Below are 14212 nucleotides of genomic sequence, written 5' to 3'. Positions count from 1 at the left end.
GTTCAAAATCCCTCCGGCTTGGCCACATGCCAATCGGTTGCCTGCTGGAAGCGGTGCGCCACGTTAAGCAGCTTGCCTTCCTGCAAATAGTTGCAGATCAATTGCAGGCCGACCGGCAGATGGCCCTCGCCAAAGCCCACCGGAATGCTCATGCCCGGCAGCCCCGCCAGCGAGGCCGGCAGCGTGTAGATGTCGGCCAGGTAATCGGCCAGCGGATCGTTGCCGTGGCCGCCCAGCTTCCAGGCCACGGTCGGCGCCACCGGCCCGGCGATCACATCGCATAGCTGGAACGCTTGCTGGAAGTCGTCGGCGATCATGCGCCGGATCTTTTGCGCTTGCAGATAGTAGGCGTCGTAATAGCCGTGCGACAGCACGTAGGTGCCTATCATGATGCGGCGCTTGACCTCGTCGCCAAAACCCTCGGCACGGGTCTTCTTGTACATATCGGTCAAGTCCGCGTACTTTTCGGCACGGTGACCGAACTTGACGCCGTCAAAGCGGCTCAGGTTGCTAGAGGCCTCGGCCGGCGCGATGACGTAGTAAACGGGAATCGACAGCTCGGTGCGCGGCAGCGTGATCTCGACCAGTTTTGCACCAAGCTTTTCAAATTCCTGCAGGGCCGCCGTCACGGCGGCGCGTACGTCGGGTGCCAGACCTTCGCTAAAAAATTCCTTCGGAATGCCAATGCGCAGGCCCTCCAGTGAATTGTTCAGCGAGCGGGTGAAATCCTCCGCCGCAACGTCCAGCGAGGTCGAGTCGCGGTCCGGGTCCGGTCCGCACATGGCCGACAGCAGCAAGGCGCAGTCCTCGGCGCTGCGCGCCAGCGGCCCGGCCTGGTCCAGGCTGGAGGCGAACGCCACCATGCCGTAGCGGGAGGCGCGACCGTAAGTCGGTTTGATCCCGGTGACACCACAAAACGAGGCCGGTTGACGAATCGAGCCACCGGTGTCGGTGCCGCTGGCCGCCGGCACCAGCCGCGCCGCCACGGCCGCTGCACTGCCACCGGAGGAGCCCCCCGGGGTACGGCTGCTATCCCACGGATTTTTGACATTGCCGAAAGCCGAGTTCTCGTTGGCCGAGCCCATGGCGAATTCATCGCAATTGAGTTTGCCCAAGGTCACCACGCCCTGCTGGGCCAGCCTGGCCACCACCGTGGCATCAAAGGGCGAACGGTAACCGGCCAGCATCCTGGAGCCGGCCGTTGTCACGAAGTCCCTGGTGACAAAAATATCCTTGTGTGCCATCGGCACACCCAGCAGGGCGGCGTCGGCAGCGCCCGCGGCCAGCGCGGCATCGGCGGCGCGCGCCTGCGCCAGCGTCACTTCGTCGTTGACATCGAGAAAAGCGCCCAACGTGGCGTGCTGGCGCAAGCGCGCCAAAAAATGCTGTGCCGTCTCGACGGCCGAGACTTTGCGCGTGCGCAGTTGGGCCGCCAGTTGGGCCACCGTGAGGTCATGCAGGGAGGAGGAGTTGTTCATTTTTATTCGATCACCTTGGGCACCAGAAACAGTCCATGTTCCACCGCCGGGGCACTGCGCTGGTTGGCCTCGCGCTGATTGGGCTCGCTCACGCGGTCCTCGCGCAGGCGCAAGGCAATGTCTTGCAGGGTGGCCACCGGATGCGCCAGCGGTTGCAGACCGCTGGTGTCGACGGCACGCATTTTTTCGACCAGGTCGAAAAAACCATTGATTTGAGTCAGCATGCGCTCACTCTCAAGCGGTTTCAGTTCCAGTCTGGCCAGATTGGCAATACGGGCGATGTCGGCAGAAGTCAGGGACATAAGAAATTGGCGCTCGAAACCGGATGTAAAACACCGGGCAAACGGCTTCGTCGGTTAAAGTTTTTACAGGGGATGGAGTATTATCCTGCCTTTGGCCCGAAGCCTGCGGCGACGCGGCTTTTTGCCGAAAAATACGCTATCTACACAGTCAATGTGGTGATGGCGGGCCGAAGCGCCCGCCGTGCCCGAGAGGATTTTTAATGTTTGGAGCATTCCGTCAGTACTTCTCCACTGACCTGGCGATCGACCTGGGTACCGCCAACACCCTGATTTATGTGCGCGACAAAGGCATTGTGCTGGACGAACCCTCGGTGGTTGCCATCCGTCACGAAGGCGGCCCGCAAGGCAAGAAGACGATTCAGGCGGTCGGCAAGGAAGCCAAGGCGATGCTGGGCAAAGTACCCGGCAATATCGAGGCCATCCGGCCCATGAAGGACGGCGTGATCGCCGACTTCACGGTCACTGAGCAGATGCTCAAGCAGTTCATCAAGATGGTGCACCCGCGCTCCATCTTTCGCCCCAGTCCGCGCATCATCATTTGCGTGCCCTGCGGCTCGACCCAGGTCGAGCGCCGCGCCATTCGCGAATCGGCGCTCGGCGCGGGCGCCCGCGACGTCTACCTGATTGAAGAGCCGATGGCGGCCGCCATCGGCGCCGGTCTGCCGATCAGCGAAGCCAGCGGCTCGATGGTGGTGGACATTGGCGGCGGCACCACCGAGGTCGGCGTCATCTCGCTGGGCGGCATGGTCTACAAAGGCAGTGTGCGGGTCGGCGGCGACAAGTTCGACGAAGCCATCATCAACTACATCCGGCGCAACTACGGCATGCTGATCGGGGAACCGACGGCCGAGTCGATAAAGAAGAAGATCGGTTCCGCCTTCCCCGGCAGCGAGGTGCGCGAGATGGAAGTGCGTGGCCGCAATCTGTCCGAAGGCGTGCCGCGCAGTTTCACCATCTCCAGCAACGAAATTCTGGAGGCCCTGACCGACCCGATCAACAACATTGTGTCGGCGGTCAAAAATGCGCTGGAGCAAACCCCACCCGAGTTGGGCGCCGACATCGCCGATCGCGGCATGATGCTCACCGGCGGTGGCGCACTGCTGCGCGACCTGGACCGCCTGTTGGCCGAAGAGACCGGCCTGCCGGTCCTGGTAGCCGAAGATCCACTGACCTGCGTGGTGCGGGGCTGCGGCATTGCGCTGGAGCGGATGGAGCGTCTGGGCTCCATTTTCACCAGCGAATAATTTTCGGGTGCAGCGATGCCACTTGGTACGCTGGACGCAACGCCTCCCCCCTTCTTCCGGCAGGGCCCCTCGGCCCTGTCCAAACTGACGTTCTTCAGTGCCCTGGCCCTGTTCCTGATGGTGGCCGACGCACGCTTTGAGCTGGTCAAGCCCTTGCGGGTGGTGCTGGCAACCGTGCTGTACCCGGCACAATGGCTGGCACTGCGACCGGTGTTGTGGACCCAGGATGGCGCCAAGTATTTCGAGTCTCTCAAGGTCGCTCAGGCGGAGCAGGAAGCGGCGCACCGAAAACTCGAATTGCAGTCGCTGCGCGCCAACCAGGTGGAACAACTGACGCTTGAAAATTCGCGGCTGCGCCAGTTGCTGGGTCTGCGCGAAAAACTGACGACGCCTTCGCAGACCGCCCAGGTGCTGTACGACGCCGCCGACCCCTATACCCGCAAAGTCATCATCGACCGTGGCCTGCTGGACGGCGTGCTGGCGGGCTCGCCGGTGCTCGACGAGAACGGCGTGCTGGGTCAGGTGACCCGGGTCTACCCGATGCTCAGCGAAGTGACGCTGGTGACCGACCGTGACCAGGCGATTCCGGTGCTCAATACCCGCACCGGTGCGCGCGGCGTGGCCTTTGGCGACCCGACCTTGCGTGCCAATGCGCTGGAGCTGCGCTTCATGGCCGCCAACGCGGATGTGCAGACCGGCGACCTGCTGACCACCAGCGGTGTCGACGGCGTCTACCCGGCCGGCCTACCGGTGGCCCGCGTGGGCAAGGTGGAACGCCGCGTCGACTCGGCCTTCGCCCGCATCAGCTGTCTGCCGCTGGCCCTGGTCTCGGGGGTCGAACATGTGCTGGTGCTGAAACCGGTCAACACCCAGGTTGCACCCCGCCCGACCGTGGAAGCCGCGCCCGGTCCACTCAAGAAAGGGCCTAAAAAATGATCATGCGCCCGGGCCATCAACTGCTGTTGCCGGCCAATCCTTTCTTCATCCTGGGCAGCTTGCTGGCGGCACTGGGCCTGAACATGGTGCTGAACATGGGTCCGTCGGGGCGTGCCGCCTGGACACCGGATTTGCTGGCCCTGGTGCTGGTGTTCTGGACCATTCACCAACCCTTGCGCGTGGGCATTGGTTTTGCCTTTGTCTTTGGCCTATTCGTTGACGTGCACCAGGGCGCGCTATTGGGACAGCACGCCCTGAGCTACACGGTGCTGAGTTTTTTCGCCATCGCCATTCACCGCCGCCTGCTGTGGTTCAATGTGCCGTCGCAAGCCTTTCAGGTTTTCCCGCTGTTTGCGGCGGCCCACGCCATTGAGTTGAGCGTTCGCCTGCTGGCCGGTGGTGCCTTCCCCGGCTTCCTGATCCTGCTGTCACCGGTCTTCGAGTCCTTGCTGTGGCCGGTCATGAGCGTGATTTTGCTGTTGCCGCAAAGAAGGACGCCCGATCCGGATGCGCACCGGCCGCTTTGATATGGCCCCCACGCTTGTCACTTCGTGTACTGCGCTGCCCCTCGAAGGGGCTTGCCTTGCTTGGGGCGGCCCGGCGCGGCGGCGATCATGACCGAACTGCGCAATATTGAAGCCGACCTGTCGCGCTTTCGGACGCGGGTGCTGGTTGCCAGTGTCGCGGTACTGGTCTGCTTTTTGCTGGTGGCGTCGCGCCTGGCGTACCTTCAGATCGTGCGCCACGAGGATCTGCTGGAGCAGGCCGAAAACAACCGTACGGCCATTGTTCCGGTGGTGCCGAACCGGGGGCTCATCCTGGACCGCAATGGCATTGTGCTGGCCAGCAACTACTCGGCCTACACCCTGGAAGTCACGCCCTCCAGGATCGCCAACCTGGAGCAGACGATTGAAGAATTGTCCCAGGTGATGGAAATCACGGCGCGCGACCGGCGTCGCTTCAAAAAGTTGCTGGAAGAGTCCAAGAGCTTCGAGTCACTGCCGCTGCGCACCCGTCTCAGCGACGAAGAGGTGGCGAAATTTGCCGCGCAACGCTTTCGCTTTCCAGGCGTCGACATCAAGGCCAGACTGTTTCGCAGCTACCCCTATGGGGAACTGGCCAGCCACGTCATCGGCTACATCGGGCGCATCAACCCGGCCGAGAAAGAGAAACTCGACGATTCCGACGACCAGGCGAACTACCGCGGCACCGAGTACATCGGCAAACTGGGCGTCGAGCAGAGTTTCGAGACCCAGTTGCACGGTGTCACCGGCGTCGACTCGGTGGAAACATCGGCTGGCGGACGGGCCATGCGCAAGTTGGCCAGCAGCCCGGCGACGCCTGGCAACACGGTCAAGCTGTCGATTGACATCAAGCTGCAACATCTGATCGAGGAGTTGTTTGGCGAGCGCCGCGGCGCGCTGGTGGCAATGGACCCGAAGACCGGTGAAATACTGGCCTTCGTCAGCAAACCGACCTTTGATCCCAACCTGTTTGTCGAAGGCATCGACAGCGACAACTGGCAAACGCTCAACGAATCACCCGACAAACCACTGCTCAACCGCGCGCTGCGCGGCACCTACCCGCCGGGTTCCACCTACAAACCCTTCATGGCCTTGGCGGCGCTGGAAACCGGAACCCGCACTCCGGAGCAATCGATTTCCGACCCCGGCTTTTTCATGTTCGGCAACCACCGCTTCCGGGACGACAAGGAAGGCGGGCATGGCCGGGTCAATATGTACCAATCGATCGTGCAGTCGTGCGACACCTACTACTACATGCTGGCCAACGACCTGGGGGTGGACACCATTCATGAGCAGATGCAGCGCTTCGGTTTCGGCGAGCTGACCGGTATCGATATATTTGGCGAGGTGCGCGGCCTGCTGCCCTCCACCGAGTGGAAACGCAAAGCCTATAAACGTGCCGACCAACAAAAATGGTACGCCGGTGAAACCATCTCGCTGGGCATTGGCCAGGGCTACAACAACTTCACCATGCTGCAACTCGCGTCGGCCACGGCGACACTGGCCAACAACGGCATCAAGATGAAGCCGCATCTGGTGAAGGAAGTGGTCGACGTCCTGACGCATACCCCCACCAGCACGACGCGGGAGGCGATGGGCCAAGCGATTGCCAAAGCCGAGCATATCGCGGTCATCAAGAATGCGCTGATGGGCGTCAATATCGAGGGCACATCGGCCGCCGCCTTCCGTGGCGCCGGCTACACCAGTGGCGGCAAGACCGGCACGGCGCAGGTGGTGCAAATCAAGCAAAACGAAAAGTACATAGCGTCCAGAGTCGATGAACGCTTGCGCGACCATGCGCTATTTACCGCCTTTGCACCGGCTGAAGAGCCGCAGATCGCACTCGCCATGGTGGTTGAAAACGCCGGTTTCGGCTCCCAGAATGCAGCCCCCATTGCACGCCGGATCTTCGATTATTGGCTGCTCAAGCAGTACCCCAGCGTGGAGGACATCGCGGCCGTGCAAAAAGCCCAGGCCACCGCACCGATTGGCACGCCGCGCGCCCTGACCGAAATACCGTGGCCGCCAGTCAGCCCTTGATTTGACGCCGCCCATGAAAAAAAGGCACCGGGGTTGCCGATGCCTTTCTTCGTTTGTGCGTGTTTTAAGGAGCGTCTCCAGGGGTCTTCTCGATCAACCGACCTGCGGCCGATTGACGATTGGCACCAATGTACACGTCAAAACCGGTTGCCACATCGGGGCTTACCCTTGTCTGATTTACCCTCTCCCTGACGCAGCTGCGTCCTGTGCAATCCACTGCGCCGCCTTCTCCGCGATCATTAGCGCCGGCGAATTGGTGTTGCCGCTGGTGATCAGGGGCATGACACCGGCATCGACCACGCGCAAGCCGGCAACGCCGCGCACCCGCAAGCGCGAATCCAGCACGGCATAAGGGTCGTCCGGCGAGCCCATCCTGGTGGTGCCTACCGGGTGAAAGATGGTGGTTGCAATGTCGCCCGCCAGCCTGGCCAACTCCTCATCGGTCTGAAACTGGGTGCCGGGCTTCCACTCCACCGGCTGGTACCTGGCCAGGGCCGCCTGGGACACGATGTTGCGCGTGACGCGCAGTGAATCGGCCGCCACCTTGCGGTCTGCCTCGGTGCTCAGGTAATTCGGTGCGATCGCCGGCGCTTCCTGAAAATTGGGACTTTTGATGTGGACCGTGCCGCGACTGGTGGGATTGAGGTTGCAGACGCTGGCCGTGAAGGCATTGAAGCTGTGCAGCGGTTCGCCAAAAGCCTCCAGACTGAGCGGTTGCACGTGGTACTCGATGTTGGGGTAGGGCTGAGCCGGGTCGCTGCGCGTGAAGGCGCCCAACTGCGAGGGTGCCATGCTCATCGGCCCGCTGCGCTTGAAGGCGTACTCGAGGCCGATCATGGCTTTACCCCACAGCGAATTGGCCTGCGTGTTCAGGGTTTTCGCGCCCTGCACCTTGAAGACCGAGCGAATCTGCAGGTGGTCCTGCAAGTTGGCGCCCACCCCCGGCGCGTCCTTCAGCACGGCAATGCCCTTGCTTTGCAGCAAGTCCGCCGGGCCGATGCCCGATAGCTGCAAAATCTGCGGCGAGCCGATGCTGCCGGCACTCAGAATGACCTCCGTGCTGGCGCTGGCCACCACCATCTCGGAGCTGGCCCAGACCTGCACCCCGGTGCAACTCAGGCTGCCATCCGGCTGTTTTTCCAGCTGCAAGCTGGCGACCTGGGCCGAGGTCCACATCTCGAAATTCGGCCGCGCATAGCAAGTGGGCCTTAGAAAGGCTTTGGCGGTATTCCAGCGCCAGCCGTTCCTTTGATTCACCTCGAAGTAGCCGACACCCTCGTTGTTGCCCCGGTTGAAGTCGTCGGTGGCCGGGATGCCGGCCTGCTGCGCGGCCTGCGCAAACGCGTCCAGGATGTCCCAGCGCAAGCGCTGCTTTTCGACCCGCCACTCGCCACCGGCGTTGCGATGCCGCAATACCTTGCGGTAAGGGGTGCCGGCGTCGCCCAGCAGCTCCGACGCCACGCCACGCGCGCCGTGCGAAGCATTGGCGCCCTTGTAGTGGTCTTCATGCAACTTGTAATACGGCAGCACATTGTCCCAACGCCAGGCGTCGTCGCCCGTCAGTCTGGCCCACTGGTCGTAATCGCGTGCCTGGCCGCGCATGTAAATCATGCCGTTGATGCTGCTGCAGCCGCCCAGTGTCTTGCCGCGTGGGTAGCGCAGCACGCGACCGTTCAGCCCGGCGTCCGGTTCGGTGTTGTAGAGCCAGTCGGTACGCGGGTTGCCGATGCAGTAGAGGTAGCCCACCGGAATGTGAATCCAGTGGTAGTCGTCGCGGCGTCCGGCTTCAATCAGCAAAACGCGCTTGCTGGCGTCGGCCGAAAGCCGATTCGCCAGCAGACAGCCGGCGCTGCCGGCGCCGATGATGATGTAGTCAAAGCTAGTACTCATGTGTGCCTTGTGTTCAATGTCCGACCCAATTCGGCTTGCGTTTTTCCTGAAATGCTTTCTGTCCCTCCTTGGCATCCTCGGACAGGGTGAACAGCGCAATCTGACTCTCGGTGAACGAGACCGCTTCTTCAAACGCCATGCTTTCCACCTTCTTGAGCGTATACAAGCCACGGCGGATGGCGGCCGGAGATTTGTCCAGCAGACGCTCCAGCAACCACTGCAGCTTGAGGTCAAGGTCATCATCGACATGGTTCACCAGCCCCAGCTCCAGTGCTTGCGCCGCACTGATGGGTTCGCCCGTCAGGCACATCTCGTTGAGTGCACGCCGCGGTATCAAGTGCTGCAACACGCTCAGCACCTGGGCCGGAAAGACGCCCACCTTGACTTCCGGCAGGCCAAACAGCGCATGGCGCGCCGCCACCGCCATGTCGCACATGGCCAGCAAGCCCATGCCGCCCGCCATGCAGGCGCCATTGACGCGGGCAATCAGCGGCACATAGCTGGCCCGTGCCACGCGCAACAACTGCGCCAGATGGCCATGGGGTTCCGAATAGTCGGTGGTAAAAGCCTGGGCCGACTGCAAATCGGCGCCGGCGCAGAAGGCCTTGCTACCGGCGCCGGTGATGACGATGGCGCGGATGTCGCGCTGGCCCTGCGCCGCGGAAATAGCTTGCGTCAGGCCGGCCAGCACCGCATGGCTCATGGCGTTGCGCCGCTCCTCGCGGTTGATGGTCAGCCACAGCACCGGTCCGCGTTGCGCCACGTCCAACTCGGGCGTCGACGAAAAAACAGGCTTGCTCATAGTGTCTCCAGTTTGGGCTATTCTGCCGCAACGCCGGCACAGCCACTGAACGGTTGACTACACTGCGTTACCAACTACATTTCAGTCACCATTTTGATCGAGCGAGCCGCCATGGCGGAAGACAGCCCCCGCATCACACAGCAAACCACACCCGAGGGATCGCGTGTGCAGCTGTCTGGCTGCTGGACGGCGGCGCGCCTGGCCGAGCCGGCGATCTGGCCCCGGATTGAATCCGAGCTGGCCCGTTGCGACGGCGTAGCAACCGAACCAGCGACCTGGGATTTGCGCACGCTGCAACGACTCGACCATACCGGGGCCCAAGTGTTGTGGAACGCCTGGGGCCATCGCTGGCCCGCCAGCCTGTTGCTGCTGGAGGCACAGCGCACCATGCTGACAAGGGTGGCACAGTACGTCACAACAGCCCCGCTGCCGGTCCGCAACTCGGCCTGGCGGCTGTTCCTGCGCCTGGGCGCCAAAGTGTGGGTTTTGTTGGAGCACATCAAGTACTGGATACGCCTGACCGGTCAACTGCTACTCGACTGCCTGAAACTGGCAGCGGCGCCTGGTCGAGGTCCGTGGCGCGACGTGTCCGGCCATCTGTACCGCATTGGCGCCACTGCGCTGCCGATTACAGCCCTGGTCGGGTTTCTGATTGGCGTGGTGCTGGCTTACCTGATGTCGCAGCAACTGCGCCAGTTTGGCGCCGATGCCTTCATCGTCAACATTCTGGGTATCGCCCTGATCCGCGAACTCGGACCGGTACTGGCGGCGATCCTGATCGCCGGGCGCTCCGGCTCGGCCATCACGGCCCAAATCGGCGTCATGCGGGTGACCGAGGAATTGGACGCCATGCGCGTGCTGGGCATTGCCAAAGGCTACCGGCTGGTGCTGCCGCGCGCCATCGCGCTGGCCATCGCCATGCCGTTGCTGACGGTCTGGACCACGCTGGCGGCGCTGTTGGGCGGCATGCTGGCGTCGGACCTGGTCATGGGCGTGACGCCGGCGTATTTCTTTGAAACACTGCCACGCGCGGTGCAGGTGTCGAATTTGACACTGGCGGTCGGCAAGTCGGTGGTATTTGGCCTGCTGATTGCGTTGATCGGCTGTCACTATGGGTTGCGCGTCAAACCCAACACCGAAAGTCTGGGTCAGGGTACGACCGCCTCGGTGGTGACCTCCATCACCATGGTGATACTGGTGGACGCGCTGTTTGCGGTGATCTTCAAGAACATTGGCATATGAACCCGACGCCGGCCCCCATCGTCGAGATCGACAAGCTCTGGTCGGTGTTTCGCAGTGCCGGGCAGGAGTCGGTGATTCACAAAGACCTGGACCTGCGCATTGAGTCGGGTGTGCTGCTGTCCATCGTGGGCGGCTCCGGCAGCGGCAAGACCGTGTTGCTGCGCCAGATCTTGGGACTGGAGACGCCCAGCCGCGGGCGTGTCACGGTGGCCGGTCAACCGGCCTCGCAAATGGGCTCCGAGGGTGCCGCCAGCCGCGTCGGCATGCTATTCCAGCACGGCGCCCTGTTCTCCGCCTTCACTGTGTTGGAGAACATCGCTTTCCCGCTACGCGAACTCCGCACCCTGCCGCGTGCGCTGATTCGGGACGTCGCCATGGTCAAACTGCAAATGGTCGGACTGGAGCCGTCGCAGGCGCACAAGATGCCGGCCGATTTGTCCGGCGGCATGGTCAAGCGTGTGGCCCTGGCACGCGCCCTGGTGATGGATCCGCCGCTGCTGTTGCTCGACGAGCCAACTGCCGGGCTGGACCCCGACAGTGCCGACGCCTTTTGCGTGCTGTTACGCTCCCTGCACCGCGAGCTCGGCTTGACCGTGGTGATGGTGACACACGATCTGGACACCTTATTTGAACTCAGCACCCGCATCGCCGTGGTGGCCGACAAGCACATCGTCGTCAGCGGGACGCCGATGGAGGTGATGGCCCATCCCCATCCCTTTGTGCATGATTTCTTCCAGGGCGCCCGCGGACGGCGCGCTGCTTCCATGTTGCAGCAGCCTCTGGTGGTGTAGAAAGAGAGTCTGACGGAAAATGGAAAACAAATCCCACGCCTTGGCAGCTGGTACTTTTTTGCTGCTGTTGCTGGCCTTGCTGGTCGCGTTGGCAGTCTGGTTGACGCGCGATACGCGCCAGTTGCGGGTCTTTGAGCTGACCAGCGCAGACCCGGTGACCGGTCTGCAGCCGCAGGCTTCGGTGCGCTTCAAAGGGGTCGCTGTCGGCAAGGTCACCCACATTGGCCTGGACCCCCAGGCCGGCGGTCAGGTGCTGATTCGGATCGCCATAGACGAGCAGGCGCCGATCACCCGGTCGACCTTTGCCACGCTGGGCTTTCAGGGTGTCACCGGTCTGGCTTTTGTGCAACTCGACGACAGCGGCGAATCGAAGGTGATGATCGATTACAACCAGCAGCCGCTGCCCCGCATTCCGCTGCGACCCGGCCTCATCGCCAAACTGTCGGATCGGGGCAGCAGCATTCTGTTGCAGTTGGAAGAAACCACGCGCCGCGTCAACCTGCTGCTGGCGCCGGCCAATCAGCAAAGCCTGCTGACGGCGCTTGCCAGTTTGGACCAGGCCGCCGCCAGCATCAAGCAGTTGTCCGCCGAAGCTAGCCAGTTGCTACCGCAACTGGCGCAGCAAGCCAGCACCACACTCAACACCGTGAAGGACAGCTCGCTGCGGGTCGGCGCGAGTGCCGACGAGGCGCGGCAATCGGCGCGCGCCTTCAGAACGGTCACCGAGCGCATGAATGCAAAAGACGGTACGCTGGACCAACTGGCGGTCGGCGCCGCCACGCTGGTCGCCACCGGGCAACGGCTGAATTCGACCACCCTGCCACGCGTCAACCGGGTGGCCGAAGACGCCAGCCGCAGTGCGCGCCAGCTAAACCGAACCGCCGACATGGTCAGTGACAACCCGCAGTCGCTGCTCTTTGGCACCGCACCGATCACGCCCGGCCCGGGCGAGCCGGGCTTTTCCGCGAGCCCTGGCAAACCATGAAAGACACCATGAATTCAGCCGCTATCGATGCTTGTTTCAGGCGCGCCAAAGGTCTTTTCATTCTGCTGTTTTTGACACTGAGCGGCTGTGCCCTACCCAATCAAGCGGCGCGCCCGGCGCTCTACGACTTCGGTCCGGGGTCGCTGACGGCGACGCCGGCCGAAGCTGAACCCAGACTGCCGGCCCTGGCGCTGGACCTGGTTGAAGCCAGTCCGGCGCTTGACAGCACCGCTGTCCTCTATCGCCTGGCCTACGCCGACAAGCAGCAACTGCGGCCCTACGCCCTGGCGCGCTGGAGCATGACGCCGGCCCAGTTGCTGCGCCAGCGCCTGCGCCAACACCTGAGCCAGCGGCGCGCCCTGCTCAGCCCCGGTGACATCAGCGACGGCGACACAGCAAGCCCGGTATTGCTGCGCATTGAGCTTGAAGAGTTCAGCCAACTGTTCGAGGCGCCCGACCAAAGTACCGGCCTGCTGCGCTTGCGTGCCAGCTTGACGCAACCCGGACCGAAAGGTGAAAAATGGCTGGCACAACGCAGCCTGACGGTGCAGCGCAGGGCGCCCACCGCGGACGCCCCGGGCGGTGTCCGGGCTCTGACGGTCGCCACCGACGCAGCGCTGCAGGAACTTGATCAGTGGTTGCAAGCGCTTGGCCGCTAGCTAGCCGGCAGGCAAAAATGCAACACCCGGCATTGAAACCTTAAAAATCATTTGATCTAAATCAACCGGAACCGCTAGCATCGGAGCCTGCCGGACTGCAAAAACCAGCTGGGGGTTTATCCTCTGGTCTAAGGTAAACCTTAAGTAAACTCTTAAGGTAATCTTAAATCGGATGAAACAGTAACCTGAAAGGATTTGAAATGAAATTGACACAAATCGTGCTGCCCTTGGCGGTCGCCGCACTGGCTGGTTTTTCGACCCAAACCATGGCGGCGGTGGATGCCGACGCGGCGCAGGCCTTGTTCAAAAAGAATGATTGCAGCAAATGCCATGCCGTCGACAAGACAAAAAAGGGGCCATCTCTCAAGAAAATTGCCGCCAAATACAAAGGCAAGGCTGACGGTCAGGCCAGTATCATCAAGAACATTACCACCGGCCCCAAGGTCAAGCTTGACGACGGTAGCCAGGAAGACCACAAGATCATTGACACCAAGGATCAGGCCGCACAGAAGAATCTGGCCGACTGGGTACTGGCGCAGTAGCAACTGGGCTGCCCCGCGGGACGCAGAATGGTTCACTGTCAGGAATGAATTGCATAGAGATAACGGTATCGCGCTAACCGCTTTGGGCAGTTCGTGGCGTGTCGTTTAACCGGAAAACGACGGAGAAAAAATGAAACATTCATTGGCCCGATGGGGCATGTTGGGCATCTTGGCGGTTGCTGTGGCGGGTTGCGGCGGCGGCGGTGGCAATGGGCAACCGGCGCCGGTGCCCCCGGTACCGGTTGTTGCCACCAATAGCGCTATCGCGGCGGCCAGTGTGTTGCCGGTCAATGACACGGCGACCAACTCCGCCGCCCCCTTCACGGTGGTGCAAAGTGCCGGCTTGTCGGCCGTCAGCGTGAACGGCGCGCCCAAGGTCAACTTCGCGGTGTTTTCGGACGGCGCCGTCAAGGCCGATCTGAAGATCGCCAATGTCAGCTTCGCCATCGCCAAGCTGGTTCCGGGCAGCAATGGCGACCCGGACCAGTGGGTCAACTACATCTACCGCAAGGAAACAGCGACAACGGGTGTCGGCCCGGGCGGCGCCAAAGTGCCCGCGGCGACGGCCATGCAAGCCACTACCGATGGCAAACAGACCGACCCCGCGCTGCTGGCGGCGCAACTGGTCTACAACGCCGACGGTTATTACACCTATACCTTCAAGACCGATATCACCAACCCGGCCCAGACCAACGGCGTGGTCTTCGAGCCCGGCCGGACGCATCGCGTCGCGATCCAGCTGAGCTACCAAAATGCCGCCGGTGCCACCGTGTTGGT

13 protein-coding genes and 1 pseudogene are annotated in these 14212 nt (G+C 62.4%); 10 read left to right on the top strand and 4 right to left on the bottom strand.

Annotated features, from left to right (window positions below; translation table 11 throughout):
• Positions 1 to 2: 2 nt before the first annotated feature.
• Positions 3 to 1478, bottom strand: a complete 1476-nt coding sequence (gatA, locus tag PHS32_RS04180) for an Asp-tRNA(Asn)/Glu-tRNA(Gln) amidotransferase subunit GatA (RefSeq protein WP_301077578.1) — start codon at positions 1476 to 1478, stop codon at positions 3 to 5.
• 2 nt (positions 1479 to 1480) lie between these two features.
• Positions 1481 to 1780: an Asp-tRNA(Asn)/Glu-tRNA(Gln) amidotransferase subunit GatC gene (gene gatC, locus PHS32_RS04175; protein WP_301077577.1), complete on the bottom strand. Its 300-nt coding sequence runs from the start codon at positions 1778 to 1780 to the stop codon at positions 1481 to 1483.
• Positions 1781 to 1980: 200 nt separating this feature from the next.
• On the opposite strand from gatC, the gene PHS32_RS04170 reads away from it, so the two are divergent.
• The 4 genes from PHS32_RS04170 (at position 1981) to mrdA (ending at position 6524) form a co-directional block, all read left to right on the top strand.
• Positions 1981 to 3024, top strand: coding sequence for a rod shape-determining protein (locus tag PHS32_RS04170; protein ID WP_301077576.1), 1044 nt, complete (start codon positions 1981 to 1983; stop codon positions 3022 to 3024).
• 15 nt (positions 3025 to 3039) lie between these two features.
• Positions 3040 to 3960 (top strand): rod shape-determining protein MreC, encoded by a 921-nt coding sequence (gene mreC, locus PHS32_RS04165; RefSeq protein WP_301077575.1) that lies wholly within the window; start codon positions 3040 to 3042, stop codon positions 3958 to 3960.
• Positions 3957 to 4487, top strand: a complete 531-nt coding sequence (mreD, locus tag PHS32_RS04160) for a rod shape-determining protein MreD (protein ID WP_301077574.1) — start codon at positions 3957 to 3959, stop codon at positions 4485 to 4487. The genes mreC and mreD overlap by 4 nt, the downstream gene beginning before the upstream one ends.
• A gap of 87 nt (positions 4488 to 4574) precedes the next feature.
• Positions 4575 to 6524, top strand: coding sequence for a penicillin-binding protein 2 (gene mrdA / locus PHS32_RS04155; RefSeq protein ID WP_301077573.1), 1950 nt, complete (start codon positions 4575 to 4577; stop codon positions 6522 to 6524).
• Between the two features lie 177 nt (positions 6525 to 6701).
• Here the strand turns inward: mrdA and PHS32_RS04150 are convergent, their stop codons facing one another.
• Together PHS32_RS04150 and PHS32_RS04145 are read right to left on the bottom strand one after the other, a co-directional pair.
• Entirely contained in the window at positions 6702 to 8414 is a 1713-nt protein-coding gene (locus PHS32_RS04150; protein ID WP_301077572.1) for a GMC family oxidoreductase N-terminal domain-containing protein, read from the bottom strand.
• 13 nt (positions 8415 to 8427) lie between these two features.
• Positions 8428 to 9216 carry an enoyl-CoA hydratase/isomerase family protein gene (locus tag PHS32_RS04145; protein WP_301077571.1) on the bottom strand — a complete coding sequence of 263 codons (789 nt, stop codon included), beginning with the start codon at positions 9214 to 9216 and terminating at the stop codon, positions 8428 to 8430.
• Positions 9217 to 9327: 111 nt separating this feature from the next.
• On the opposite strand from PHS32_RS04145, the gene PHS32_RS04140 reads away from it, so the two are divergent.
• From PHS32_RS04140 to PHS32_RS04115, 6 genes and pseudogenes are all read left to right on the top strand, one after another.
• Positions 9328 to 10458 (top strand): ABC transporter permease, encoded by a 1131-nt coding sequence (locus PHS32_RS04140; protein WP_301077570.1) that lies wholly within the window; start codon positions 9328 to 9330, stop codon positions 10456 to 10458.
• Entirely contained in the window at positions 10455 to 11249 is a 795-nt protein-coding gene (locus PHS32_RS04135; RefSeq protein ID WP_301077569.1) for an ATP-binding cassette domain-containing protein, read from the top strand. The genes PHS32_RS04140 and PHS32_RS04135 overlap by 4 nt, the downstream gene beginning before the upstream one ends.
• A gap of 19 nt (positions 11250 to 11268) precedes the next feature.
• Complete coding sequence (locus PHS32_RS04130; RefSeq protein WP_301077568.1) at positions 11269 to 12234, top strand: MlaD family protein; 966 nt, start codon at positions 11269 to 11271, stop codon at positions 12232 to 12234.
• 8 nt (positions 12235 to 12242) lie between these two features.
• Positions 12243 to 12893, top strand: coding sequence for an ABC-type transport auxiliary lipoprotein family protein (locus PHS32_RS04125; protein ID WP_301077567.1), 651 nt, complete (start codon positions 12243 to 12245; stop codon positions 12891 to 12893).
• A 200-nt stretch (positions 12894 to 13093) separates the two neighbouring features.
• Complete coding sequence (locus PHS32_RS04120; protein ID WP_301077566.1) at positions 13094 to 13435, top strand: c-type cytochrome; 342 nt, start codon at positions 13094 to 13096, stop codon at positions 13433 to 13435.
• Between the two features lie 130 nt (positions 13436 to 13565).
• Positions 13566 to 14212, top strand: a pseudogene (locus tag PHS32_RS04115) (cytochrome C); the annotation flags it as partial.

The sequence above is a fragment of the Rhodoferax sp. genome, assembly GCF_028714215.1.
Classification (GTDB): Bacteria; Pseudomonadota; Gammaproteobacteria; order Burkholderiales; family Burkholderiaceae_C; genus Rhodoferax.
This window is presented reverse-complemented; position numbering and strand designations above follow the sequence as displayed.